At 69.0% G+C, this 23976-nt stretch carries 26 protein-coding genes; 17 read left to right on the plus strand and 9 right to left on the minus strand.

Annotation, left to right across the window (positions count from 1 at the left end):
- Positions 1–57: 57 nt before the first annotated feature.
- Together OAW74_RS10620 and OAW74_RS10625 are read right to left on the minus strand one after the other, a co-directional pair.
- Entirely contained in the window at positions 58–741 is a 684-nt protein-coding gene (locus OAW74_RS10620; protein WP_262874333.1) for a response regulator, read from the minus strand.
- Positions 738–2018, minus strand: coding sequence for a sensor histidine kinase (locus OAW74_RS10625; RefSeq protein ID WP_262874334.1), 1281 nt, complete (start codon positions 2016–2018; stop codon positions 738–740). The genes OAW74_RS10620 and OAW74_RS10625 overlap by 4 nt, the downstream gene beginning before the upstream one ends.
- A 148-nt stretch (positions 2019–2166) precedes the next feature.
- Between OAW74_RS10625 and OAW74_RS10630 the strand changes: the two genes are divergently transcribed.
- Complete coding sequence (locus OAW74_RS10630) at positions 2167–3612, plus strand: cation:dicarboxylate symporter family transporter (protein ID WP_262874471.1); 1446 nt, start codon at positions 2167–2169, stop codon at positions 3610–3612.
- Between the two features lie 48 nt (positions 3613–3660).
- On the opposite strand, the gene OAW74_RS10635 is transcribed toward OAW74_RS10630, so the two are convergent.
- Positions 3661–4236 carry a TetR/AcrR family transcriptional regulator gene (locus OAW74_RS10635; RefSeq protein ID WP_262874335.1) on the minus strand — a complete coding sequence of 192 codons (576 nt, stop codon included), beginning with the start codon at positions 4234–4236 and terminating at the stop codon, positions 3661–3663.
- A 74-nt stretch (positions 4237–4310) separates the two neighbouring features.
- On the opposite strand from OAW74_RS10635, the gene OAW74_RS10640 reads away from it, so the two are divergent.
- From OAW74_RS10640 to OAW74_RS10665, 6 genes are all read left to right on the plus strand, one after another.
- Positions 4311–5294, plus strand: coding sequence for a hypothetical protein (locus tag OAW74_RS10640; RefSeq protein WP_262874336.1), 984 nt, complete (start codon positions 4311–4313; stop codon positions 5292–5294).
- A gap of 9 nt (positions 5295–5303) precedes the next feature.
- Positions 5304–5654 (plus strand): ArsR/SmtB family transcription factor, encoded by a 351-nt coding sequence (locus OAW74_RS10645; RefSeq protein ID WP_262874337.1) that lies wholly within the window; start codon positions 5304–5306, stop codon positions 5652–5654.
- Positions 5651–6880 carry an MFS transporter gene (locus OAW74_RS10650; RefSeq protein WP_316250221.1) on the plus strand — a complete coding sequence of 410 codons (1230 nt, stop codon included), beginning with the start codon at positions 5651–5653 and terminating at the stop codon, positions 6878–6880. The genes OAW74_RS10645 and OAW74_RS10650 overlap by 4 nt, the downstream gene beginning before the upstream one ends.
- 68 nt (positions 6881–6948) lie before the next feature.
- On the plus strand, positions 6949–7347 hold the full coding sequence (locus OAW74_RS10655) for a VOC family protein (RefSeq protein WP_262874338.1): 399 nt from the start codon (positions 6949–6951) through the stop codon (positions 7345–7347).
- Positions 7344–7628, plus strand: a complete 285-nt coding sequence (locus OAW74_RS10660; RefSeq protein WP_262874339.1) for a winged helix-turn-helix transcriptional regulator — start codon at positions 7344–7346, stop codon at positions 7626–7628. The genes OAW74_RS10655 and OAW74_RS10660 overlap by 4 nt, the downstream gene beginning before the upstream one ends.
- Before the next feature lie 30 nt (positions 7629–7658).
- A complete protein-coding gene (locus tag OAW74_RS10665) occupies positions 7659–8216 on the plus strand; it encodes a hypothetical protein (protein ID WP_262874340.1) in 558 nt (185 codons plus the stop codon).
- Positions 8217–8244: 28 nt separating this feature from the next.
- Here OAW74_RS10665 and OAW74_RS10670 read toward each other — a convergent pair whose 3' ends face one another.
- Positions 8245–8547 carry a DUF1540 domain-containing protein gene (locus OAW74_RS10670; protein WP_262874341.1) on the minus strand — a complete coding sequence of 101 codons (303 nt, stop codon included), beginning with the start codon at positions 8545–8547 and terminating at the stop codon, positions 8245–8247.
- A 123-nt stretch (positions 8548–8670) separates the two neighbouring features.
- Positions 8671–9696, minus strand: coding sequence for a lactonase family protein (locus OAW74_RS10675; protein ID WP_262874342.1), 1026 nt, complete (start codon positions 9694–9696; stop codon positions 8671–8673).
- A 141-nt stretch (positions 9697–9837) separates the two neighbouring features.
- Here OAW74_RS10675 and OAW74_RS10680 point away from each other — a divergent pair, with 141 nt between their 5' ends.
- The 3 genes from OAW74_RS10680 to OAW74_RS10690 are packed head-to-tail and all read left to right on the plus strand — an operon-like array spanning position 9838 to position 11783.
- Positions 9838–10350: an RNA polymerase sigma factor gene (locus OAW74_RS10680; protein WP_262874343.1), complete on the plus strand. Its 513-nt coding sequence runs from the start codon at positions 9838–9840 to the stop codon at positions 10348–10350.
- On the plus strand, positions 10347–11345 hold the full coding sequence (locus OAW74_RS10685; RefSeq protein ID WP_262874344.1) for a hypothetical protein: 999 nt from the start codon (positions 10347–10349) through the stop codon (positions 11343–11345). Before OAW74_RS10680 ends, OAW74_RS10685 begins: the two co-directional genes overlap by 4 nt.
- A gap of 9 nt (positions 11346–11354) precedes the next feature.
- Positions 11355–11783, plus strand: coding sequence for a hypothetical protein (locus tag OAW74_RS10690; protein ID WP_262874345.1), 429 nt, complete (start codon positions 11355–11357; stop codon positions 11781–11783).
- Positions 11784–11886: 103 nt separating this feature from the next.
- Here the strand turns inward: OAW74_RS10690 and OAW74_RS10695 are convergent, their stop codons facing one another.
- The 4 genes from OAW74_RS10695 to OAW74_RS10710 all read right to left on the minus strand — a co-directional run bounded on the left by OAW74_RS10695 (position 11887) and on the right by OAW74_RS10710 (position 16555).
- Complete coding sequence (locus tag OAW74_RS10695) at positions 11887–12900, minus strand: ABC transporter permease (RefSeq protein WP_262874346.1); 1014 nt, start codon at positions 12898–12900, stop codon at positions 11887–11889.
- Positions 12893–13918, minus strand: coding sequence for an ABC transporter permease (locus OAW74_RS10700; protein WP_262874347.1), 1026 nt, complete (start codon positions 13916–13918; stop codon positions 12893–12895). The genes OAW74_RS10695 and OAW74_RS10700 overlap by 8 nt, the downstream gene beginning before the upstream one ends.
- Positions 13915–15390 (minus strand): sugar ABC transporter ATP-binding protein, encoded by a 1476-nt coding sequence (locus tag OAW74_RS10705; protein ID WP_262874348.1) that lies wholly within the window; start codon positions 15388–15390, stop codon positions 13915–13917. The genes OAW74_RS10700 and OAW74_RS10705 overlap by 4 nt, the downstream gene beginning before the upstream one ends.
- Before the next feature lie 82 nt (positions 15391–15472).
- A complete protein-coding gene (locus OAW74_RS10710) occupies positions 15473–16555 on the minus strand; it encodes a substrate-binding domain-containing protein (protein WP_262874349.1) in 1083 nt (360 codons plus the stop codon).
- Positions 16556–16833: 278 nt separating this feature from the next.
- On the opposite strand from OAW74_RS10710, the gene OAW74_RS10715 reads away from it, so the two are divergent.
- Genes OAW74_RS10715 through OAW74_RS10745 form a run of 7 tightly spaced genes read left to right on the plus strand, consistent with a single transcriptional unit; the run spans position 16834 to position 23973 of the window.
- A complete protein-coding gene (locus tag OAW74_RS10715; protein WP_262874350.1) occupies positions 16834–17928 on the plus strand; it encodes a Gfo/Idh/MocA family protein in 1095 nt (364 codons plus the stop codon).
- Between the two features lie 41 nt (positions 17929–17969).
- A complete protein-coding gene (locus OAW74_RS10720) occupies positions 17970–18887 on the plus strand; it encodes a sugar phosphate isomerase/epimerase family protein (protein WP_262874351.1) in 918 nt (305 codons plus the stop codon).
- A gap of 2 nt (positions 18888–18889) precedes the next feature.
- Positions 18890–19651 (plus strand): SDR family NAD(P)-dependent oxidoreductase, encoded by a 762-nt coding sequence (locus tag OAW74_RS10725; protein ID WP_262874352.1) that lies wholly within the window; start codon positions 18890–18892, stop codon positions 19649–19651.
- Positions 19648–20760 (plus strand): aldose 1-epimerase family protein, encoded by a 1113-nt coding sequence (locus tag OAW74_RS10730; protein WP_262874353.1) that lies wholly within the window; start codon positions 19648–19650, stop codon positions 20758–20760. Before OAW74_RS10725 ends, OAW74_RS10730 begins: the two co-directional genes overlap by 4 nt.
- A gap of 56 nt (positions 20761–20816) precedes the next feature.
- A complete protein-coding gene (locus tag OAW74_RS10735; protein ID WP_262874354.1) occupies positions 20817–22034 on the plus strand; it encodes a CaiB/BaiF CoA transferase family protein in 1218 nt (405 codons plus the stop codon).
- A 2-nt stretch (positions 22035–22036) separates the two neighbouring features.
- A complete protein-coding gene (locus tag OAW74_RS10740) occupies positions 22037–23194 on the plus strand; it encodes an extracellular solute-binding protein (protein WP_262874355.1) in 1158 nt (385 codons plus the stop codon).
- Positions 23191–23973, plus strand: a complete 783-nt coding sequence (locus tag OAW74_RS10745) for an enoyl-CoA hydratase/isomerase family protein (RefSeq protein WP_262874356.1) — start codon at positions 23191–23193, stop codon at positions 23971–23973. The genes OAW74_RS10740 and OAW74_RS10745 overlap by 4 nt, the downstream gene beginning before the upstream one ends.
- The last annotated feature ends 3 nt before the right edge of the window (positions 23974–23976 follow it).

Here is a 23976-nt window from a genome sequence, read left to right on the forward strand (position 1 = left end):
CAGCCGGCGGCTGCGCGATGGCAGGTCGTCTCGCCGCTGGGTGAACGCTCCGTGCTGTCAGCGCCAGAGGTACTCGGTCTCGGGACGTCCGCGGGTGCCATAGCGGTGGGACCGCTCGACGCGGCCGAGGTCGGCGAGGTGCTCCAGGTAGCGCCGTGCCGCGACGCGCGACATCTCGAGCGCCTCGCCGGCCTCCGACGCCGACAGCGGCCCGCGCTCCCGCACGGCATCGGACACCCGCGCGAGTGAAGCGGCCGACAGTCCTTTGGGCAGACGAAGGGCGGATGACGTGGGGCTCCGCGCGCCGAGGAGAGCGTCAATCTCGCTCTGCGTCGCCGACCCCGTCGTGCTGCGCGTCTGCTCACGGTAGGCGCGATAGTGCTCGAGCCGTTCGCGGAAGGTTGCGAACGCGAACGGCTTGACGAGGTAATGGGTCGCGCCGAGGGCGATGACCTGACGCACCGTGTGGGCGTCTCGTACCGACGTGATCGCGATGACGTCGACATCCGCCGAGCGTGCACGCAGATGACGGAGGACGTCGGTGCCCGACCCATCCGGCATGGTCATGTCGAGGAGCACGAGATCGATCCGCTCCCGCTGGGGGGATTCGAGGATCGCCGTGAGCGCTGCCCGGGCGCCGGCGCACTCCGCGACCACCTCGAAGCCGGGAATCCGCTCGACATAGGAGCGGTGAAGCTCGAGGGTGAGGGCCTCGTCGTCGACGAGGAGCACACCGATCATGTGACCTCCGTGCTCGCCGGGGTGGGCAGGACGACGCGAAACGTCGTGGGTGGGCCGTCGTCGAGCCTGATGGAGCCCCCGGCGTCGTCGACGATCGCGGCCGCGAGCGCGAGACCCACGCCGCGGCCCTCGGGACCCGCCGGCTTCGTCGAGAACCCGCGTTCGAAGATCGACTCCCGCAGTGCGACGGGGACGCCGGGGCCGGAGTCCGAGACGACGAGCGCGAGTTCGCACTGGGCGGTCGGCGCGAGGCGCACCCGCACCCAGCGCGGCTCGGCGCCGGTGGCCGCGGCATCGAGCGCGTTGTCGATGAGATTTCCCACGAGCGCGACCGCGTCGGTGGGGGTGAGGACCGAGCGCGGGGCCTCGGGGTCGATGTCGGTCTCCCAGCGGATGCCGCGTTCGATCGCTTGCGACGCCTTGCCGAGGAGCAGCGCCCCGACGGTCGGGTCGCCCTCGGTGCGCGCCGCGACCTGGTCGACGAGCGCCTGGCTCTGCCGTGCCGAGTCGGTGAGGATCTCGATCGCCTCCCTCGTACGGCCGAGCTCGAGCAGCGCGACCGCGGTATGCATGCGGTTGCCGTGCTCGTGGGTCTGTGCGCGCAGCGCCTCCCCGAGCGTCCGCATGGACTCCGCCGAGGCGAGCGTGTCGCGGATCGTGCCCGCCGGAAGGTCGCCCGCGAGGCCGCGCGTCGCGCGCCGCGCGACGACCGCGCCCGCGAGGCCCGCCGCGATGAGCGCGAGGGCGATCGCGACGACGACGACCAGGCGCGGCCCGAGCTGTGCGGCGACCGAGTCGATCGTGACGCCGACCGAGACCCAGCCGAGCGCTGCGCCGGAGGTGCTTTCGACCGGCACGATCGTGCGCAGAGAAGGCCCGAGGGTTCCCGTGAACTCCTCGGTGAGCGCCTCGATCGTGGCCGGAATCGTCCCGATGTAGCGCTGCCCGATCTCGTCCACGTCGCGATGTGTGATGCGGATGCCGGAGGTGTCCATGATCGTGACGAAATCGACCCGCGCATCGCCCATCACCTCCTCGGCGACAGGCTGGAGCACCGAGGTCGCAGCGCGGTCGTCGAGCGCGAGCGCATCGCGGACAGTCGGCGAGTGCGCGAGCGTCTCCGCGACGGCCTGCGTCACGCGCTCCGCCTCCGCGCGCACGGAGCGGTGGGAGTCGAGCACCAGCAGCCCCGCTGTCACGATGGCGAAGACGAACGTAGCCACGGCCAGCCAGATGAACAGCCGCGAGGCGACGCTCCGTCCTGCTCCCACTGCCACCGCCGTTCCGCCTCCTCGCGCGCGCGTCTGCGACCAATACGACCACAAACCCCTCGTGTCACCCAAGCGCCACCAGTGTGTCTTCATCCCCCCAGCGCCGGCGGGACTCGAACAACGACGGTTCACACACCAGGAGGCTGACATGCAGATCGCACCCACCACGACCTTCCGGCTCCCTCGCCTCACCGGGCGCCGAGGCAAGTCCCCGTGGGACAAGCACACCTGGCTCTACGTCTCGGTGATCGTCGCCGTCGTGGCGGGAGCGGCGGTCGGGCTCATCTGGCCCGACTTCGCACAGGGACTCGAGCCGGTCGGCAAGACATTCGTCAACCTGATCAAGATGATGATCGCACCGATCATCTTCTGCACGATCGTCGTCGGGATCGGATCGATCGCGAAGGCCGCGACCGTCGGAAAGATCGGCGGCCTCGCACTCGCCTATTTCATGGTGATGACCACGTTCGCCCTCTTCATCGGGCTCGTCGTCGGCAACATCATCCACCCTGGCGAGGGCCTGGACATGTCGAGTGCGACGTATGACACGTCGGACCTCGAGCCCAAGACGACGACCGAGTTCCTCATGGGCATCATCCCGACGACCTTCTTCTCCGCGTTCACCGGCGAGAGCGTCCTGCAGGTGCTGTTCATCGCGCTGCTGGTCGGGTTCGCGCTGCAGAAGCTCGGCACGAAGGGCGAGTCGATCATGTTCGCCGTCAAGCAGCTGCAGATGCTCGTCTTCCGCATCCTCGGGATGATCCTGTGGCTCGCCCCCATCGGCGCGTTCGGTGCGATCGCCGCGGTCGTCGGCAAGACCGGGTTCGCGGCGATCGTGAGCCTCGGCATCCTGATGATCGCGTTCTACATCACGTGCGCCGTGTTCGTCTTCGGTGTCCTCGGCGTGATGCTCTACGTCGTCACCCGCGTCAACATCTTCAGCCTCATGAAGTATCTCGGCCGTGAGTACCTGCTGATCGTGGGCACATCCTCCAGTGAGTCGGCGCTGCCGCGCCTCATCGCGAAGATGGAGCACCTGGGAGTCTCGAAGCCGGTCGTGGGCATCACGGTGCCGACCGGCTACTCGTTCAACCTCGATGGGACGGCGATCTACCTGACGATGGCGTCGCTGTTCATCGCAGCCGGCATGGGGACGCCGATGTCGATCAGCGAGCAGATCGGGCTCCTGGTCTTCATGGTCATCGCCTCGAAGGGCGCGGCCGGGGTGACCGGTGCGGGCCTCGCGACCCTCGCCGGCGGGCTGCAGGCCTTTCGCCCCGACCTCGTCAACGGCGTCGGCGTCATCGTCGGGATCGACCGGTTCATGTCCGAGGGCCGTGCCGTCACGAACTTCACCGGCAACGCGGTCGCGACGCTTCTGATCGGCACGTGGACCAAGCAGATCGACCGTGATCAGGTGAGCAGCGTGCTCGCCGGGCGCTCCCCCTTCGACGAGTCCACTCTGACGGGCGACGATCACGACGGCGGAGTGCGGGTCGATCAGGCCGTCGGCGCCGCGGAGACAGCCCAGCGGGCGACGCGGGACCCCGCGTCGATGCAGAAGCGGCAGGAGCCGGTCGCCGAGATCGCCCACCGTTGACCCGGCCCCCGGCGCGCTCGTGCAGCGCTTCCACGCCTGACCTGCGGATCAGGAAGTCGCCGCCATGCGCGCGAGCGCGCGTGCCTGCGCGATCACCAGTTCACGCCGTCGGGCACGGGAGATGCGGGGCGCGACGAGCGTGCGGAGGTGGGGGAGGCACTCGTCGAGAACGGCGATCGCGATGACGCTGAGCAGCAGCGCCTCCGCCTCTTCCCGCCCCAGACCGGGGAGCAGCCGGCGGAGGGTGTCCACCATCTCGGCGCAGCCCTTCGCGCGGGCGACGGCGGCGACCGGTTCATCGAGCTCGAGGCTCTCCCAGGCGAGCAGGCGTGGCAGTCGGGGGTCTTCGTGCGCGCGATCGAAGAGGATGCCGGCGAGCACCCCGACCGCCTGTTCGCCCGGTCCGGTGAGCTCGATCCCGTGGAGGAAGTGCTCCACCTGGGCGGCCACGACCGCCGCGAACAGACCCGCCTTGTCGCCGAAATAAGGGTAGATCCGTTCCTTGTTCACGCCCGCGGTGCGCGCGATCGCGTCCACGCGCGCACCGGCGTATCCGTCGGCGGCGAAGTGCGTCGTCGCCGACCCCAGCAGTCTCGCGCGCGTCGCGTCGGTGTCCCACGGCATGCGAGCAGTCTACGCACTTCCAACCGTTCGGTTGGACATGTTAGGTTCGATCCAACTGAATGGTTGGAGTTGGAATGGACGACGTTCGGATGCTGGTGCTCGGCGCGCGCGGCGCGGTGGGGGCGGCGGCGATCGCTGCGCTCGCCGATCTCGGAATTCCGGCCCTGCGGGCGGGGCGTACCGGTGGGCCGGGAATCGTCGCGATCGATGTGACGACGGTCGACGGGCTGGCCGACCTCGCGGCCCTGGTGCGCGAGGTGAGCGTCGTGATCGATGCGACGGGACTCGAGCTCGCCGCGGTGCAGGACGCGGTCGGCGAGACGGCGCTCGTCGATGTCTCGGCGAGCGCTCCGCATCTCGAGCGACTCGCCGCGCGAGTGCCCGAGGGTGGCGCGGTCGTGCTCGGTGCGGGCATCGCACCCGGGATCAGCACGATCCTCGCCCGCGCGCTCGGTGCCCTCGCCGGGGACTCCATCGACATCGGCGTCATGCTCGGCGGCGGCGAAGCGCACGGTGCCGCCGCCGTCGAATGGACGGCTCGCCTCGCCGGCACCGTCGTCTATGCCGCGCCGGAGGAGCGGCCGGTCACGAATCTCCGAGGCCGTCGTCGGCTGCCCATCGACACCAGGTCGTCCCGCACCCACCTGCGAGCGGACTTTCCCGACGACCTCCTCATCGGCGCCGCGACAGGAGTGCAGGTGCGCAGCTGGCTGGCGATGGACACCGTCACGGCGACCGCCGCGCTGGGGCTCGTCGGTGCTGTGCCCCGGCTCGGCCCGCTGCTGAAGCGCGCACCGCACCTCGGCGGCAGCGGCTGGCGGGTGAGCGCCACCCACCGCGAGTCGCGGCGCACGCTGAGCGCCGCGGGCATCGGTCAGTCGGCCGCGACCGGTCTCATGGCGGCGCTCGCCGCCCAGCGGATCGCCGTGCGCGATCGCCGGGGCGGCGTGACGATGGCGGATCTGCTCGACCTCGATGATCTCCGCACACTGCCCGGCATCCTCATCGAGGAGCACTCGGCGTCGGACGACTCATCCATCGCGAACGCCATGCGTTAGTATCTTCGCATGCACGCAGATACGAACTCTGAACATCTCGGCGTCGACTCCCCGTACATCGAGGTAGCCGTCGAGGTGTTCCGGCTGCTGGCGGATCAGACCCGTGTGCGCATTCTGCTGGCGTTGCGCGACGGTGAGCTGTCGGTCAATCACATCGCAGACATCGTCGACAGGCCGGGCCCCGCCGTCTCGCAGCACCTCGCGAAGCTGCGGTGGGCGCGGATGGTGACCGCGCGCAACGACGGGAACAGGGCGTTCTATTCGCTGACCGATGAGCACGCGACCCGGGTGATCCGGGAGGCGATCCTGCAGGCCGAGCACGCCGTCGACGCCGACCCGGTGCACCATCGCGCACCGTGAACGCGAACCTGCTCACCGTTCTGCGCGACCGCTCGTACCGCAAGCTCTTCACCGCCCAGGTGATCGCACTTCTCGGCACGGGCATGCTCACCGTCGCGCTCGGACTGCTCGCATTCGAGCTCGCCGGCGAGAACGCGGGCGCCGTCGTCGGCACGGCGCTGACGATCAAGATGGTCGCGTACGTCGGCCTTGCCCCGATCATCGCCGCCGCCGTCGACCGCCTGCCACGCAAGACCGTGATGATCGGCGCCGACGTCGTCAGGGCGCTGATGGCGCTCGGGCTGCCGTTCGTCACCGAGGTGTGGCAGATCTATGTGCTGATCTTCCTGCTGCAATCGGCCTCGGCGACCTTCACCCCGACGTTCCAGTCGACGATCCCCAGCATCCTCACCGACGAAGGCGACTACACCAAGGCCCTGTCGCTGTCGCGCTTGGCCTACGACCTCGAGGCGATCGTCAGTCCCATCGTCGCGGCGGCGCTGCTCACCGTCATCTCTTACAGCAACCTCTTCGCCGCGACCGTCATCGGGTTCCTGGGCTCCGCGACGCTCGTCCTCTCCACCGCCATCCCGCCGCGCGCTGTCGGCCCGGTCGCGATGAGCTTCTGGCGGCGGACCATCGAGGGGGTCCGCATCTTCGCGCGCACCCCCAGCCTGCGGTTCCTCATGCTGATGAACGTCGTCGTCGCCTCCGGCACGGCGCTCGTCCTGGTGAACAGCGTCGTCTACATCAAGAGCGTCTTCGCTCTGGGCGACAGCGCTCTCGCCGTCGCCTATGCCGCCTACGGAATCGGATCGCTGCTCGTCGCACTGAACACCCCACGCCTCGTCGACAGGCTCGGCGTCGCGCGGACGATGCGCGCGGGCGCCGTCGTCATCGTCGCCGGGCTCGCCGCCGCGCTGGTCTTCACGATCGCGATCGGGGCGGGCATCGCCTGGTGGCCGCTCCTGGTCGTCTGGGCCGTGCTCGGCGCCGGCACCTCGCTGATCAACACCCCGTCCGCGCGCCTGCTGCTGGCCGCATCCGACGAAGGCAACCGCACCCTCGTCTACACGGCGCAGTTCTCGCTCTCGCACGCCTGCTTCCTCATCGGCTACCCGGTCGCGGGATGGCTCGGGGCGCAGAGCCTCGCCGGCGCAGTGCTCGCACTGCTCGTCGGCGGCGCAATCGCCGCGATGGTCGGCCGGCGCGTCGAAGTGCGCGCCGAGTCGCTCGCTCTTCGCTGACGGCGTCGGCGACCGCAGTCTGCGTCGGGGTCTTGACGAAGCACTTGCATTTTGCAAGTATCACCCGCATGAGCATCTTCATCACCTGCCCGGTCGCCGACGTCGAGCGCGCGACCGTCTTCTACACGGCTCTCGGCTGGACCCTCAACGCGGAGATGTCGGATCACAACGTGTCGTGCTTCGCGATCGCGCCCGAGCAGTACGTCATGCTCGGCAGTCGCGAGATGTACGCGAGTGTCGGCGGCAGCGAGGAGCTGATCGGGGGCCCTGACACTCCCTCGAAGGTCACGGTCTCGTTCGACCTCGGCAGCCGAGAGGCGGTCGACGAAATCGTCGAGCGCGCCGGGGCCGCCGGCGGTCGCATCGGCGACACCGACGACTACCCGTTCATGTACCAGCGCCAGTTCGACGACCCCGACGGCTACCACTACTCGCCGTTCTGGATGAAGCCCGACGCGACGGCGTGAGCGACCTCGCCGCAGCACTCGAGGTCGTCGGAGCGCGCTGGGCGCTGCTCATCGTCGAGCAGCTGCTGGAGGGTCCGCAGCGCTACGGAGACCTGCAGCGCGAACTCGGGGTGCCGACGAACATGCTCGCGACCCGCCTGCGCGAACTCGAAGCGGCCGGCGTGCTCCGGCGACTGCCTCTCCGGCACAACACCCGCGCCTACGCGCTGACCGACCGCGGGCGCGCGCTGGGTGAGGCGATCGAGGCGCTCGGCCGCTGGGGCCGCGGAGCGCCTGACTAAGGTGAGGGCATGCGTCACCGTTCATGGTCGATGACCGTCGCGCCCCTGATCGCGCTCGCCCTCGCCGGCTGCGCCACCGACGTCGGCGATGCTGCGCTGGGTGCGCCGGCCGAAACGAGTGCGCCCGCCGGGTCGAGTGCGTCGACGCCGACGACGGATGCTGCCGCACTCGCGCAGGCGCAGGCGTGGCTCGACGCCGCCAGCCTTCCGGCGGGAGCGGTGCCCGCTCGCCCCGAGGTCGCGCGGTTCAGTTCGTACACGGGATGGGTGTGCAGTCCGGTCGAGAAGCTCGTGGCCTTCTGGGCGATCCCCGACACGACCGTCGGCGAGGCGACGCAGTGGTTCATCGAGAACCCCACTGCCGACCTCGTCTCGACGGCCGTCGGACCGGCATCCGACGACCCTGCGATCCAGTCGGCGACGGTCGGCTACATTCCCGCCCCCGGGTCGCAGGAGGGCATCGTCTACACGGTCGAGAAGATCCACGACGGGGTGGCGGTGAGAGCCGAGATCGCTGCGCTCGCCGAGGGTGCTGTGTGCCCGACGCCGCCCGGCGGCGGGGTATGGGGCGCGCCGGGGCAGGGGTAGCGGCGGTCGAGGCGGTGCCGAGCGCCCGTCAGGCCGGCTGATAGGTGAGGCAGTCGGCCGCTTCTGCGCCGGGGCCGATGCGCACCGCATCCGCAGTGCACTCGAGCGACTCGTTGTGCACGCACTCCGAGCGCTTGCACGCGCCGACGTGCGTGACGACCTTGTCGAGGCCGCCTCTCGTGCCCAGCGGCACGAAGGTCGCGCATTCCGTCTCGCCCGCGGAGGTGCCGATCGTGACGGCGGCGGCGTGGCAGTGCGAGTGGTCGTTGTAGGAACAGCCCGCCACCGCGCACTCCGACACGCGGGGAAGGTCTTCGAGGGTCATGCTCATGGGAGCCTCCTGAACTCGTCTGCGAAGAGGCTACGCCGCGCGCCGGCTTCGCAACAGGAGGGTCCGCCGTTTTTATCCCAGATCAAAGACGCTTTCTGGTAAGCGTAGCCTTACCTCGCCAGGTCAGGCGAAGCGCACCCAGTTGGCGCCCCAGCCGGTCTCTGCCTGCTGCAGCAGGTCGAGGCGGTCGCCCTCGACGGCATAGAGCGACACGGTGGTCGACCGCTCACCGGCGGCGACCAGCCGCGACCCGTCGGGGGTCAGGGCGAAGCCACGCGGCTGGGGCTCGGTGACGGTGAAGCGGGCGGGTGGCGTGAGTGTGCCGCCGGCGCCGACGGTCACGGCGCCCAGCGTGCTCTCGGTGCGCTCCGACGCCCACAGGGTCTGCCCGTCGGCGCCGAAGTGCAGGTCGGCACCCCAGATGAGGTGCTCGGCGCGCGGGTCTGCGCCGAATCGGCTGCGGCCGAGGCCCGCCGCGGCGTCGAACGCGGCCGTCGCGCCCTGGAGCGACAGCATCCCGGTGTCGAGGTCACGGGCGAAGTGCAGCACTTCGGCCGAGAACTCGGTGAGCACGTACACGGCGTCCTGCGCGGCCGACAGCACGAGGTGCCGAGGGCCGCTGCCGGCGGAGGCGGCGACGGTGGGCTCGGCGAGCGGGGTGAGTAAGAGGTCGTCGGCGATCGCGTACTGCGCCACCAGATCGGCGCCGAGCGAGACGAAGTAGGCGAAGCGGCCGTCGGCGCTGGGCAGCACCGAGTGCAGGTTCGGGTACGAGATGCGCGAGACGTCGGCGCCGATGCGGCTTCCGTCGATCGGGGCGATGATGCCGTACCCGCCGCCGTACGACGCACCCAGAAGCGCGGTGCCGCCGCGGGTGAGGGCGATGTAGTTGAGGCCCCCGCCGTCGAGGTCGCGGCGGGCGACCTCGGTGAGCGCGCCGGTTTCGCGATCCAGCGCGAGGGTGACGATGCCGGCGGGGGCGCCCTTGACGGCTGCGTACACCAGATCGCGCTCGCCGTCGACGACGAAGGTCGAGCAGCCGGTGAGTCCTTCGGTCGTCGACAGGAGTTCGAGGGCGTCGCCGGTGAACCGGAAGGTCGAGATGGTGCCGTCGCCGGCGTTTGCGACGAAGACGAGGGATGCGCTCATCCTTCGATCGTATGGGCCGGCGAAGACGAGGGCGCGGGCGCGATTGCACGAATCCCGGATCGGTTTGTAAGGATCGTTCGGATGCGACGACTTTGAAGGTGAGGGGTCGCGGGGTGCGGCGCCCATGTCGCAGAAACGGAAGTGTCGTTGGGCAGTCGTGAGGAGGCGTTCGTCGAGTTGTTCGACGAGCACTGGGCGACCGTCTCCGCCTACGTGCGCCGGCGCCTGAGCGATGAGGGGATCGCTGAGGAGATCGCTGCGGACGTGTTCCGCATCGCCTGGGAGAAGCAGCAGCCGGAAGACCCCTTCGGCCGGGGCTGGCTGCTGCGCACCGCGATGAACCGGCTGTCCGACCACCTCCGTCGGCACGTGCGCCGCACCCGCGCAGAAGAGGCCCTCGCCCGGCGGCTCGAGGAGGCGCCCGACCGCGCAGACCTCGACGACCTGCTCACGCTGCACGATGCGATGGCCGGGCTCGCCGAGCGCGAGCGCGAGGCACTGCTGCTGACCTATTGGGAGGGGCTGAGCGCCGATGAGGTGGGGGAGGTGCTCGGCTGCAAGCCGGGTGCCGTGTGGACGATGCTGACCCGGGCGCGCGCCAAGCTGCGTGCGTCGATCGGCGAGGCCGCTGCGGTGGGAGGTGCGAAGCGATGACCGGCGACGAGAACCTCGAGCGGATGCTGCGCCTGGCCGATCCGTTGAAGGAGGGCGCGATGCGTGGCCCGGGGCCGCGCGAGCTCGCGCTGCGCGATCGGATCATGGCGCAGCATCCGACATCTCCCGTCCCCGCGCCCCGCAGGCGGGGCCTGCGGCCGCTGTGGTGGTCGCTGCTGGCCCCGCTCGCGGCGATCGTGGCGACCGTGCTCGTGCTCGCCACCCCGACGGGCGTCGGAGACACGACTGCGACCGCCGCGAAACCCGAGCCGATGGCGTTCACCGACGAGGGCAAGACACTGGAGGACGTCGTGACCGATGCGGAACGTGCCCTCTTGCGCGGCGACGGACCCGCCGAGCCACGGCGCGAGGTCGTGACGACCGGCTGGTACTACGACCTCGATGGCGACGATCAGAGCGATCCCCGCCGCCTCATCCGGGCCGAGGTGTCGACGCTGCGCTGGAACGAGGATCTGTCGGGCAGCGTGCGGGTCGTCGCCGGAAAGCCGTACTGGGGCGACGACGACACCACCGAGATCCCGACGGCCGCCCGCACGCCGGGCACGCTCGTCTGGGAGATAGAGTTCGCGCCGGGCGAGTTCGGCACGCCCGTCGTCGACCCGCCGGGCGACTCCGCCGACGACATCGCCGACATGCTCGCGGCGCTCGGCCTGACCGATCCGTCGTCGGGCTACGCGGTGTTCGTGGCGACCGAGTCGGCGCTGCAGCAGTGGACGCTCACCGACGCGCAGCACGCGCAGCTGCTGCGTGCGCTCCTGGCCACCGACGACGTGCGGGTGCTCGGTTCGGGCGTCGACCGCACGGGGCGCGCGGTCGTGGGTCTGTCGGTCGTTCAGCCCGAGGGGTTCGTCGAGATGCGGATGCTGGTCTCCCAGGAGTCCGGACGCATCGTCGGCTTCGAGGTGGTCGCGCTCGAAGCGAACCCGCAGCTGCCCGTCGACACCGTGCTTTCGTATTCGCTCTACGAGGATTGAGAGGCCGCCGTGACCGACGTGGCGAAGTTGACCCTGGTCGATCTGGAGCGGGTCGCCCAGCGCCTGCACGGGGACTTCCCCGGGCGGCTGCAGACCGAGGCGGGCAGCATCGCCGGCAGCGTGCTCTATCTCGATGTCGCGCCCGCCGGAGCGCCGCCCGAGCGCGGTGTCGTGGTGATCATCGACGACGAGGTGTCGATCAACGACCCCGGCGGCTTCCGCCACAGCATCGACCTCGACCGCGGCGATCCCGCGACGGCGCTCATCGAGGCGCTGCGGCGCATCGTCGCCTACGGCCACATCGCGGCCAAGCGGTTCGGCTTCACAGTGAGCCTCATCGCCGGCGAGAACGACGATCCCGCTGTCGCGCGCCTTCGGGCCCGAAGCCGTCAGCTGCGCTCGCTCAGCGACGGGTGGCTCACGCCGGAGCCCGACTGATCGACCTCGCTCTGTCGGATGAAGACTCCCCGCCCGGCGAGCCGAGCGGGGAGTCTTCATCCGAGTTCGCTGCAGTTCTCGATCAGTGTTCTCCGGGGCCTCGTCATGAGGTGCGTTCGCGTCCGTAGGCGGCCAGCACGGCGAGGATGATGACGCCGTAGATGAGGTTCTGCACCGTCGCACCGAGGTTGAACACGGCGACGAGCGTCGAGACCTGGCCGAGCACGAGGGCTCCGACGAAGGTGCCGATCATCGATCCTCGGCCGCCGAACATGGATGCGCCGCCGACGATGACGGCCGCCACCGAGCCGAGCAGGTAGGAGTTGCCCATCGTGGTCTCGGCCTGCTGGAAGTAGCCGACGATGACGATGCCGGCGAAGGCCGCGAGCAGCCCCGAGACGGCGTAACCCGAGATGCGGATGCGGGCGACGGGCTGCCCCGCCAGCCGCGCCGCCTCTTCGCGGGCGCCGACGAGGAACAGCGAGCGGCCCCATCCCGTCCAGCTCAACACGATCTGCAGCACGATCATGAGGATGATCGCCGTGGGCAGCACTGCGGCGACCGACAGTCCGAAGATCGACACCTTGGCGGCGGTGAACGCCGTCACGAGATCGGGCACGACTGTGAGTTCCGACAGGCGGAAGTTCAGCAGCAGCAAGCCGAACAGCAATCCGTTCATGGCGATCGTCGTGACGATGGGGGTGAGCCCGATCTTCGCGATGATCAGACCGTTGAGCAGCCCGATGACGACGCCGCTGGCGAGTGCCATCGCCAAGGCCACGCCCGGGCCGAAGGCGGCCGTCCAGGTGAGGAAGCCGAGGGCGGAGAAGGCGATCGTGTTCGGCACCGACAGATCGATGCCGCCCTGGATGACCGCGATCGTCTGCCCGTACGAGGCGACCGCGAGGATCGCCGCGAAGGTCGCCGTGCTGATCAGGCCGGGGAGGGTGAACAGCGACGGCCTCAGGATGCCGCCGATCACGAACAGCGTGACGAAGATGACGATGCCCCATCCCGCGCGCGGCATGCGTGAGACCACGCGTGCGACGGCGCCCTGTGCCGGGCGAGGTTCGGGGGCGTCCTCTTGCTCATTGACGACGGTCTGCGTGTCACTCATCGTGCTTCCTCCGCAGGGTTGAGGTTCGGACGGCGAAGCCGACCAGGCGCGGGATGACGACCACCGCGAGGATGATCAGCGCGCTGATGACGTATTGCCAGTAGGAGTTGATGCCGGCGAAGAAGAGCAGATTGCCGACCATGCCCAGCACCGCGGCGGCCAGGACCGTTCCGAGGATGCTGCCGCGCCCGCCCGCGAAGGCAGCCCCCGACAATGCGACCACCGCGATGGAGTTGAGCAGGTAGGGGTCGCCGCTGCGCGGGTCGCCGGTGAGGGTGGACCCGGCGAGGAGGATCGACCCGAGCGCGACGAGACCTCCCGAGATCATGAAGGTCACAAGGATCGTGAGCCGAGGCTTGAGCCCGGCCGACTGCACGGCCTGACGACCCGAGCCCACTCCGTAGACCTGACGACCGAACGCTGTGCGCTGCAGGAAGAACCACAGTGCGACGGCGATGAGGGCCAGCCAGACGACCGAGATCGGCACGAAGGGCACCAGCTCGCCGCTCGTGATCAGGTAGATCTCCTCACTGAGCGCTCCGCCGGGGCGGTCGAGGATCTGCCTGGCGAGCGCCGCGAAGATGAAGGCGGTCGCGAGCGTCACCGCGATCGCCGGGAGGTTCGCGTATGCCACGAGCGCCCCGTTGAGCGCTCCGCACAGCACACCCGTGGCGATGCACATGAGCAGAGCCCCTGGCCCGGAGAGGTTGGCGATCTGCGTGGCGAAGACGACGTTGCACAGGCTCGTGATCGCGCCGATCGAGATGTCGATGCCGCCGATCAGGACGATCAGCAGCTGGCCGAGCGCGATGAGAGCGAGGGGGGCGATGAGGTTCGCCGCCGACTGCAGCTGGAACCGGGTGAGCAGGCCGGGGTTGATCGCGAGATACACCCCGAAGAACACCACGAAGGCGAGGACGGGAGCGATGGCGCCGTCGTACTTCATGCGGCGTACACCGCTGCGCACAGCTCCGACCGGCTGCGGCGGCGCAGGAATGGTCGTGGTGGTGGGACTCATGCCGTACCCACCGCCGCTCCGACGATGGCGTCCGGCGTGATGGCGTCGCCCTCCAGGACGCGGGCGACGCGTCCTCGGTAGAGCACCGCGACGCGGTGGCACAGGTGCACGAGTTCCTCCACTTCGGTCGAGAACCACACGATGGCGACGCCGGCTTCGGCGAGGGCGAGCATGGCCCGGTACAGCTCCTGCTTCGCGCGCACGTCGATGCCGCGCGTCGGGTCGTGCAGCAGCAGCACGGTTCGATCGCGATCGATCCAGCGACCGAAGACGACTTTCTGCTGGTTGCCGCCGGACAGTGCCGAGACGGTCTCTTTCGGCCCTCGGGTGCGCACGCTCAGGCTCGACAGCACGTGGTCGATCCAGGTGCGCGAGCGCTGCAGGGCGAGATCGCCGCCGGGGGATGCGGGACGCAGCCACGGGGCGAGCAGGTTCTCGCCCACGCCGAGCGTCAGCGCGAGTCCTTCGGTCTTGCGGTCCTCCGGCACGAAGCCCATCCCTCGCGAGACGGCGCGCGTGGGCGAGAGGCGGCGCACCGGCCGCCCGCCGACGTTCCACGTGTCGGCGAGGGCGGGGGTGGCGCCGAAGAGGCAGCGCAGCAGCTCTGCCTGGCCCTGCCCCTGCAGCCCGCCGATGCCGAGGATCTCGCCACGACGAGCCGTGAGGTCGATGTTCTCCAGCCCCTCCGAGCGGAGGCCGGCGACCTCGAGTGCGAGGGGAGCGGACTCGTCGGGCAAGGCGGGCCGCTCGGGGAAGTGGCGTCGAGCCGTTCGGCCCGCCATGAGCGAGACGAGGTCATCGTCCGACCATGAGCCTCGCGTGAACTCGCCCACGGTCGTGCCGTCGCGCAGCACCGTGCCGCGGTCGGCGATCTCGGAGATCTCGCTGAGGCGGTGCGAGACGTAGATGATGCCCACGCCGGTGGCCGTGAGGTCTCGGATCCGGTCGAAGAGCCACTGCACGCCGGTGGGGCTCAGCGCAGACGAGGCCTCATCGAGGATCAGCAGGCGAGGATCGGCCGCGATCGCTCTGACGATCTCGATCACCTGCCGATCGGCCAGCCGCAGATCTCCCAGCACGGCAGACGGGTCGATGTGGGTGACGTCGAGGCCGGTCAGCAGCTCGTCGGCCAGTTCTCTCGCCGCGCGCTGTGAGAACAGCCCGCGACCTCGGCGCTCGGGGAGCGCGAGGTTCTCGGCGACCGTCCAGTCGGGCACGAGTGCGAGCTCTTGGAAGGCGCACGCGACGCCACGGGCACGGGCCTCGGCGATCGAGGAGACCTCGAAGCGCGACCCGTTGAAGGTGATGGATCCGGATGTCGCCGCGGTCGCGCCGGCGAGGATCCGTGAGACGGTGCTCTTGCCCGCCCCGTTCTCGCCGACGAGGGCGAGTACCTCGCCTCGGCGGCACTCGAAGTTCGCGTCTTCGAGGGCGCGCACCGCGCCATACCTCTTGGTCAGATCGGAAGCCACCAGGAGTGGCTCCGTCCGGAGCGCCGCCTCATCGGCGGCGCTCCGGAGGATGTTGTTGTCCACGACGTCTCCAGGTGTCGGCTTACTGCTGGTAGTACTTCAGGACCTCGTCGACGGTGAGGTCGAGGCCGGGGAAGTCGTAGCCGAGCTGGAAGTTGTCTGGCTGGTCGGGCAGGCAGAAGTCCTCGGCGTTGTCGGCCGTGATCTCCAGCGGGGGGTAGAACTGCGTCTGCTCGATCTCGTCGCCCTGCAGCAGCATGACCGCCTGCTCCAGGCCCTTCGCGTAGATGGCGGGCTGGCCGAAGACCATGTTGCCGACCAGGCCCTCCGGTGCGTACTCCACGAGTGTGCACGCCTCGCCGTTGTAGCCGGAGCCGCCGACGACCGGCACGAAGTCGATGCCGGCGTCCTTGAACGCCGCCGGGATCCCCTGACCGCCGGTCAGGAACGAGTAGACGCCGCCGAGGTCGGGGTTCGACTGCAGGATCTGCGCCATGTTCTTCTGTGCGTCGGCCTCGTTCCACCCGTTCGTTCCGCGGGCGACGATGTTGGCGCCGCCGCTGGTGAGGATCTCTTCCACGCCGGGCATCGACCCGTCGTTCAGCGGGACCCCCGCAAGACCTTCGAGCACGGCGACATCCTTGTTGTCGCCGAGCTGGTCGACGAGCCACTCCGCGCCCACGGTGCCGGCGTTGGCCCAGTCGGTGGACACCGTGTACACGTAGTCGTTGTCGTAGGGTCCGCCGTTGGCGAAGACCGGGATTCCTGCCGCCTTCGCCTGAGCGATTGCCGCGTCGGCGCCGGTGGCGGAGGCGGGGTCGAAGAGGATGGCATCGACGCCCTCCGCGATGAGGTTCTGGATCGCGGCGTTCTGCTGAGCGGCGTCGTTGTCGTTGGTGCGGACGATCTTCAACTCCACGATGTCGGCGTACTCGGGGCGAGCCGCCAGCGCCTGCAGCGAGGCGAGTCCCATCTCGCGCCAGGCCTGGCCGCCCAGCGGCTGCTGGAAGCCGATGACGAACTTCTCGTCGCCGCCGTTTCCCGTCGTATCGCCCGTGTTGTCGGCAGGGGCAGAAGTGCAGCCGCCGAGTACTGCTGCGGCAGCGAGGATCCCCGCTGCGGTTGCTGCCGTGACGCCCCACTTGCGGGTGCGCTTTGAGTGCATGTCTTCTCCTTTGAATGATGCGATCGGCCCGGGTTCGGCCCGTGCAGTCGGCCGTCTCTGGCCGGTTGCACGACATCGTCGACTCGGTGTTGACGGATGTTGCCGTGGACATTACCGTAACTTTGACAGCGCTGCCAGTAGCGTTAGCAAAAGCGTTACCAGTAGCGTTGCCGCAAGTCACGGGTAGCGTTGGCGAAGACCGGAAGACGACCGTTCGATCCACCGACGGCGGTGAGGATCCGCTCGCGAAGAGGCGAGCAGAGGGGAGACAGGACGACATGGGTTCTGCAGCAGTGGAGGAGTTCGCTCCCGACGTGGTCGTGCGCGAGGCGGGCTTCCGCATCGGCGCGATCGGCGCCGGCATGATCATGGCCGACGTGCACCTCGAGGCGTATCGCCAGGCGGGGTTCCCCGTCGTCGCGATCGCGTCGCGGACGCCGTCCAAGGCAGAGGCACTCGCGGAGCGCTACGGCATCCCCACGGTCCATGAGACTCCGCTCGAACTCATCGCCGACGAGAACGTCGACATCGTCGACATCGCCTTCCCGCCCGACCAGCAGCCCGCACTCATCCGAGCCGCGCTCGCGCAGCCGCACGTCAAAGCCGTTCTTGCGCAGAAGCCGCTCGCCCTCACCCTCGAAGAGGCCGCGTCGCTGCGAGACGAGGCCGCCGCCGCCGGCAAGCTGCTCTCGGTCAACCAGAACATGCGCTTCGACCAGTCGATCCGCGTCCTCAGCCAGATCCTCGACCGCGGCGATCTCGGCGAGGTCGTCTTCGCCCAGATCAACATGAACGCGATCCCGCACTGGCAGTCTTTCCTGGAGGGATACGACCGCCTCACGCTCGCGAACATGAGCGTGCACCACCTCGACGCGCTGCGGTTCCTGTTCGGAGACCCCGAAGAGATCCACACCGTCACGCGCACCGACCCCCGGACCGAGTTCGCGCACGAGGACGGCATCGTCGTCTCCACGCTGCGCTTCCCCTCAGGCCTTCTCGCGCTCTCGGTCGAAGACGTCTGGTCTGGTCCGCGCGAAGACGGCTACGAGTCCGACGTCGCGATCACCTGGCGCGTGGAGGGCACCAAAGGTGTCGCGAAGGGCACGATCGGCTGGCCCACCGGCGAGCCCTCGACGCTCACCTACGCGTCGACCCTCACGACCGACGGTCAGTGGGTGACCCCCGAGTGGGAAACTCACTGGTTCCCGCACGCTTTCATCGGCGTCATGGAGCAGCTGCAGTATGCGCTGGCCAGCGGGACCGAACCCGAACTGACGGTCGCCGACAACGTGCGCACGATCCAGCTCATCGAAGCCGGCTATCGCTCGATCCGTGAGAACCGCCCCGTGCGGGTCGACGAGATCGCCATCTGACCCATCCCACCCGACATCCACCACTGCAAAGGAGCAAGACCATGATTCAAGTCGGCATCTTCTCGGGGTACTTCCCCTACGACCTGGAGACGACCGCGAGCAAGATTCGCGACCTCGGCTTCAACACCGTTCAGCTCGACCTGCACTTCAGCGACATCGACCTGAGTGCGGGCCAGATCACCGACGAGAAGGCCAAGCGCGTGCGCGACACCTTCCGCGCGCACGATCTGCCGATCTGTGCGATCTCGGGGTACACGAACATCGTCCACCCCGACGTCGACGAGCGTAAGCGCCGGGTCGACTATCTCAAGGAGATCATCCGCAACGCCCGCAAGTTCGGCACCCCCTACGTCATCTCGGAGTCCGGCACCTTCAACTCCGAGAGCGACTGGGTCCACGACGACAAGAACAAGACGGAGGAGGGCTACCAGACCGCCCTCGCCGTGCTCGACGACCTGCGCCAGACCGCCTACGATCACGGAGCGACGTTCCTGCTCGAGACCTACGTGAACAACGTCATCGGCTCGCTGGAGGAGACCGAGCGCGTCTTCGCCGATCTGGCGGGCAAGCCCGGCATCGAGCTGCTGATGGACCCGACGAACTACTTCGAGACGCACAACATCGACAAGCAGCAGGAGGTGCTCGGCGCCGTCTTCGACAGCCTCGCCGACCGCGTGCGCATCGCTCACGCGAAGGACGTCAAGCGCTCCGGCGATGACAAGAGCGAGAAGCACGCCGACATCGGCGACGAGAACGCGCTCGAATCGCACACCTTCCGCGGTGTCGGCGAGATCGAGCTGCCCGCCGCCGGTCTCGGCGAGCTCGACTACGAGTTCTACGTCAAGCGGCTCGCCGAAGTGAGCCCGAACGTTCCGCTGATCATCGAGCACCTCGATGAGAGTGACGTGCCGCGCGCGAAGCGGTTCGTCGACGACATCCTCGTGAAGGTGGGTGTCTGAGGATGGCACAGAACCCGTCGGCATCTCGCGGATCGGCACTCGTCACCGGCGCGGGCGGAGCTCTGGGTCGGGCGATTGCGTTGCGCTTGGGTGCCGACGGGTTCGCCGTCGGCGTCCTCGGGAGGGAAGGCGACCTGCTGCGCGAGACGGCGCAGCTGCTCGCCGACGCGGGCGTCCACCACCATGTGCTCCCCGCAGACCTGAGAGATCCCGCGGCGATCGACGCCGCGCTGACCGAGACCGAGTCCGAGCTCGGCCCTCTCGAGGCGCTCGTCAACAACGCCGCCATCTATCCTGCGACGCCGTTCCTCGATATCTCGCAGGACGAGTACGAGGACGTCGTGCGCGTCAACCAGACGGCGTACTTCCTCGCCGCGCAGGGCGCTGCCAAGCGCATGGCGCCACGGAAGTCAGGTGCCATCGTGAACATCGGCTCCATCACTTTCCACGGTGGCTGGGCGAACCTGGCGAGTTATGTCTCGACGAAGGGCGCCTCGGTCGGACTCACTCGCGCACTGGCGCGAGAGCTCGGTGCCCACGGCATCCGTGTCAACGGAGTCTCGCCGGGCGCCTTCCCGACCAAGGCCGAGGAGATCCACGAGAACCCCGAGGAGTACAACAGGTTCGTCATCGATCGGCAGTCGATCAAGCGCAGAGGAGCGGATGCCGAACTCGCCGCCGTGGTGTCGTTCCTCGTCGGAGCGGATGCGGCGTTCGTGACCGGACAGACGATCAACGTCGACGGCGGATGGGTGATGGAATGACCGAGGTATTCCCCTCTGGAGCGGATCGCACGACCCTCGGCCTGCGGCGCCGCACCGGCGACCTGGCCGCCTTCGCGGGCGTGCAGGAGGTCGTCCTCAAGAACGGCCGCGAGGAAGGCGTGCGCGCCCTGGTGCTGCGCAATGCCTCCGGCCTGGAGATCGAAGTGCTCATCGATCGCGCGTTCGACCTGGGCGGCGCCCGCTACCGCGGCGCACCGTTCGGGTGGCGAAGCGGCAACGGCTTCCGTCACCCCGGTCTGCACGAGGCCGACGCGGAGGACGGCCTGTCGTGGTTGCGCGCGCTGGACGGGCTGCTGGTGACCGGCGGTCTCGATCACGCCCTGTTCGGCGGCGAGTACGACGCGACGCACTACAACTACCCGCCGAAGCAGACGGTGCGCCACGGGCTGCACGGCCGACTCACTGCGATCCCCGCGCGGCTGCTGCGCGTCGAGGAGCACTGGGACGAGACCGGCGGCGTGCTGCGGGTCGTCGGAGAAGTGGTGCAGGCGACCTCGTTCGGTGAGCACCTGAGACTCACCAGGACGATCGAGGTGGACGTCTTCGGCACCGAGGTGCGCGTGCACGACGTCGTCGACAACCTCGGCTTCGAACCGACCCCGCACATGTTCCTCTACCACCTCAACATCGGCTACCCCTTCGTCGACGAGGGCACCTCGTTCGTCGCGGATGTCGACGGGCACGAGTGGGCGTCGGATTCGACGTCGCAGCAGGGTGTCGCCTTCGACAGGCTGTCCGCGCCCATCGACGGCTTCGTCGAACAGGTGTGGGAGCACCGTCTGCGGGCAGGCGTTGACGGGTGGCACCGGGTCGCACTGCATGCGCCCGGCGGAGAGCGGGGCATCGAAGTGGCCTGGGATGCGGCGACGCAGCCGTACTTCTTCGAGTGGCAGAACCTCCGCTCGGGACAGTACGGCGTCGGCCTCGAGCCGTCGAGCAACCACGTCTCCGGCGAGGCGGCTGCGCGCGAGGACGGAAGCCTCGTGTGGCTCGGCCACGGCGAGAGTCGCACCTATCGCATGACGATCTCGATCCTCGACGGCGCTGACGAGATCGCGCAGTCCGCTGATCGCATCCGCGGTCACTGAGCAGCAGCGCCAGAGCCAAGACAACACAGAACGCATCAGGAAACGGAAGTCGCCACATGTCACAGCCGAGCACCGCAGGCGGGCGGATCCTCGAGGGGATCCGCGTACTCGACTGCTCCATCGCGATGGCGGGTCCCTTCGCGGCACAGCGACTGGGAGACCTGGGGGCCGACGTCATCAAAGTCGAGCCGACGACGGGCGAGTGGCAGCGCCACGCCGCCGCCGGCGGCGCGCGGGGGAACCGCATCAACGTGTCGTTCATGTCACTCAATCGCAACAAGCGATCTCTCGCCGTCGACCTCAAGAGCGAGAAGGGTCGCGAGGTGCTCTACCGGCTCGTCGCCGAGTCCGACGTGTTCCTCCAGAACTATCGCCCAGGGGTCGCCGCGCGTCTGGGGGTCGACTACGAGACGCTGAGCGCGATCAACCCCGCACTGGTGTACGTGTCGATCTCTGGCTACGGCGAAGACGGGCCCTACCGGGATCGACCTGGCCAGGACCTGCTGCTGCAGGCCCTCAGCGGCGCGATGCTCTCGTCAGGGGCGGCCGGGACCCCTCCGCAGGCGGCCGGTCAGTATCTCGTCGACGCGGTCACGGCTTCGACGGCGTTCGAAGCCGTGATCGCGGCTCTGCTCCACCGGGAGCGCACCGGCGAAGGTCAGCAGGTGTCGGTCAACATGCTCGACGTCATCACGACGCTGCAGATGCAGGAGATCTCGGTGTACACGATGGGCGGTGTTCCTCAAGAGCGCAGCGCCGAGCCGCATGCGCACGTCTACATCAAGTCGCCGTACGGCACCTTCGCAAGTGCCGACGGCTACCTCGCGCTGGCGATGCCACACCTTCCGACGCTCGGCGAGCTCATCGACGAGCCCTCGTTCGCCGACATGGACGGCGAGATCGACGGGTGGACCCGTCGCGACGAGATCTTCGCGACCGTCGCCGAGAAGCTGCGCGGCCGTACGACGCAGGAGTGGCTCGATGTGCTCCTGCCGGCAGGCGTCTGGGTCGCGCCGGTCTACTCATACGCCGACCTCGTCGCCGACCCCCAGATCGCACACAACGGCACGTTCGTCGAGTACGACCACCCGACCGAAGGACACGTGCGCACGCCCGGGTTCCCCTACCGATTCTCCAAGACGCCGGCGCGCATCGACCGGGGAGCGCCGCTCGCGGGTGAGCACACCCGCGAGATTCTCGTCGAACTCGGTGTCGCCCCCGACGACGTCGACGGGCTCGTCGAGGCCGGCGTCGTCGCGGTCGCCGAGGTCTGAGCATGCATCGAATCGTCGGCCTCACGTGGGACCATCCGCGCGGCCATGATGCGCTCGCGGCGGCGGCGACGTCGCTGCGCGCTCTCGACGTCGATCTGAGGTGGGAGGTCCATCCGCTCGAGGGCTTCGAGTCGGCCCCCATCGCAGATCTCGCCGCTGGATACGACCTCATCGTGCTCGATCATCCGCACTTGGGCGATGCCCTGGCCGCCGACTGCCTCCAGCCGATGGAGGAGGTCATCGGAGACGACGAGATCGCGGCGCTCTCGTCCAGGGTGGTCGGTCCGTCGCTGCGCTCGTATCAGGCGCGGGGACTGACGTGGGCGCTGCCGCTGGACGCCGCGACGCAGGTGGCTGCGTGCCGCGCCGACCTCAGCGGGTCGGCTCCCACGACGTGGGAGGACGTGCGCGCTCTGTCATACGAGGCGCCCGTCGCCCTCTCGGTCTCGGGCCCGCACGCGTACCTCACCTTCGCGTCGGTGTGTCACGGTCTCGGAAGCCCGCTCGCACACAGTGCCGCCGAGCGGATCGTCGATGACGCCGTCGGCCTCGAGGCGATCGCCCTGCTCGCCGACCTCTTCTCCCGTGCTCCCGAAGGAAGCGGCGGACAGAACCCGATCGCGCTGCTCGAGCGCATGTGCGCCACCGACGAGATCGCCTACATCCCGCTCGTGTACGGCTACGTCAACTACGCCGATCGCGCACGCCGCCACCCTCTCGAGTTCGGCCCCTCGCCGGTCGGGCGTGGGGGATGCAGCGGATCGACGATCGGGGGCACAGGGCTGGCCGTGACCCGGCGAGCGGAGGTCCCCGCCGCCCTTCGGGCGCATCTGGTGTGGCTCCTCTCCGACTCGACGCAGGCGGGCTTCATCCCGCGCAACGCCGGTCAGCCCAGCGCCGTGGCCGCCTGGGAGGATGCGGAGCTCGATGCCCGCTTCGGCGGGTTCTACCGCCGTACCCGCTCGACGATCGACACCGCATGGGTGCGTCCTCGCTTCGCCGGGTTCACTGCCGTGCAGTCGGAGATGTCGCACGTGCTGCGTGACGCGATGCGCGGAGCAGTGGGTGCCCGCGACGCACTTCGGACCATCACCTCCCTGCAGAACAACGAGTACGAACGCTCCGCTGCCGCGGACGTCGAAAGGAGCTCGCTCGCATGATCTCTCCGGCCATCGATGAAGTCGGCGTCGAAGTCGACGGCGCCTGTCTCGTCGTCACGCTCAATCGCCCTGAGAAGCTCAATGCGGTCACCCCCGCCATGAGCAAGGAGCTGACCAGGCTCGCGCACGCCGTCAACGATGACGACGACATCCGTGTCGTCGTCATCACGGGTGCGGGGGAGCGCGCGTTCTGCGCGGGATCGGACATCCGCACCCTCGACGAGTACGCGACGCCATGGGAGTTCCGCAACCGCGTCGATTACTGCGACGCGCTGCGCGAGGTGCGAAAGCCCCTCATCGCGGCCGTCAACGGCTACGCGTTCGGTGGTGGCGTCGAGACGGCGATGATCTGCGACATCCGTCTCGCATCCGAGAACGCACAGCTGGCAGCATCCGAGATCAAACTCGGCTGGATCGGGGGCGGTGGCATGAGCGCCTTCCTCGCGCACTCGGCGGGCGCATCGAACGCGGCGCTCATGCTGCTCACCGGCGAGCCCATCGACGCCACCACGGCGAAGGACTGGGGACTCGTTTCTGAGGTCCATCCCCAGGGCGACCTGCTGGGGCGCGCCCGCGAGCTCGCCCAGACGATCGCCTCGCGCGCGCCGATCGCGGCGCAGACGGCCAAGGCCAACCTCCGAGCCGCCTTCACAATGCCTTTCGATGACGCCATGCGCTATGAGCGCGACCTGCAGACGATCTGCTTCGCGACCGAGGATGCGGCCGAGGGACGCCGCGCGTTCGCCGAGAAGCGCCAGGCAACCTTCACGGGTCGCTGAGAT

Origin of the sequence: Microbacterium fluvii (assembly GCF_025515205.1) — a bacterium.
GTDB lineage: Bacteria > Actinomycetota > Actinomycetes > Actinomycetales > Microbacteriaceae > Microbacterium > Microbacterium fluvii.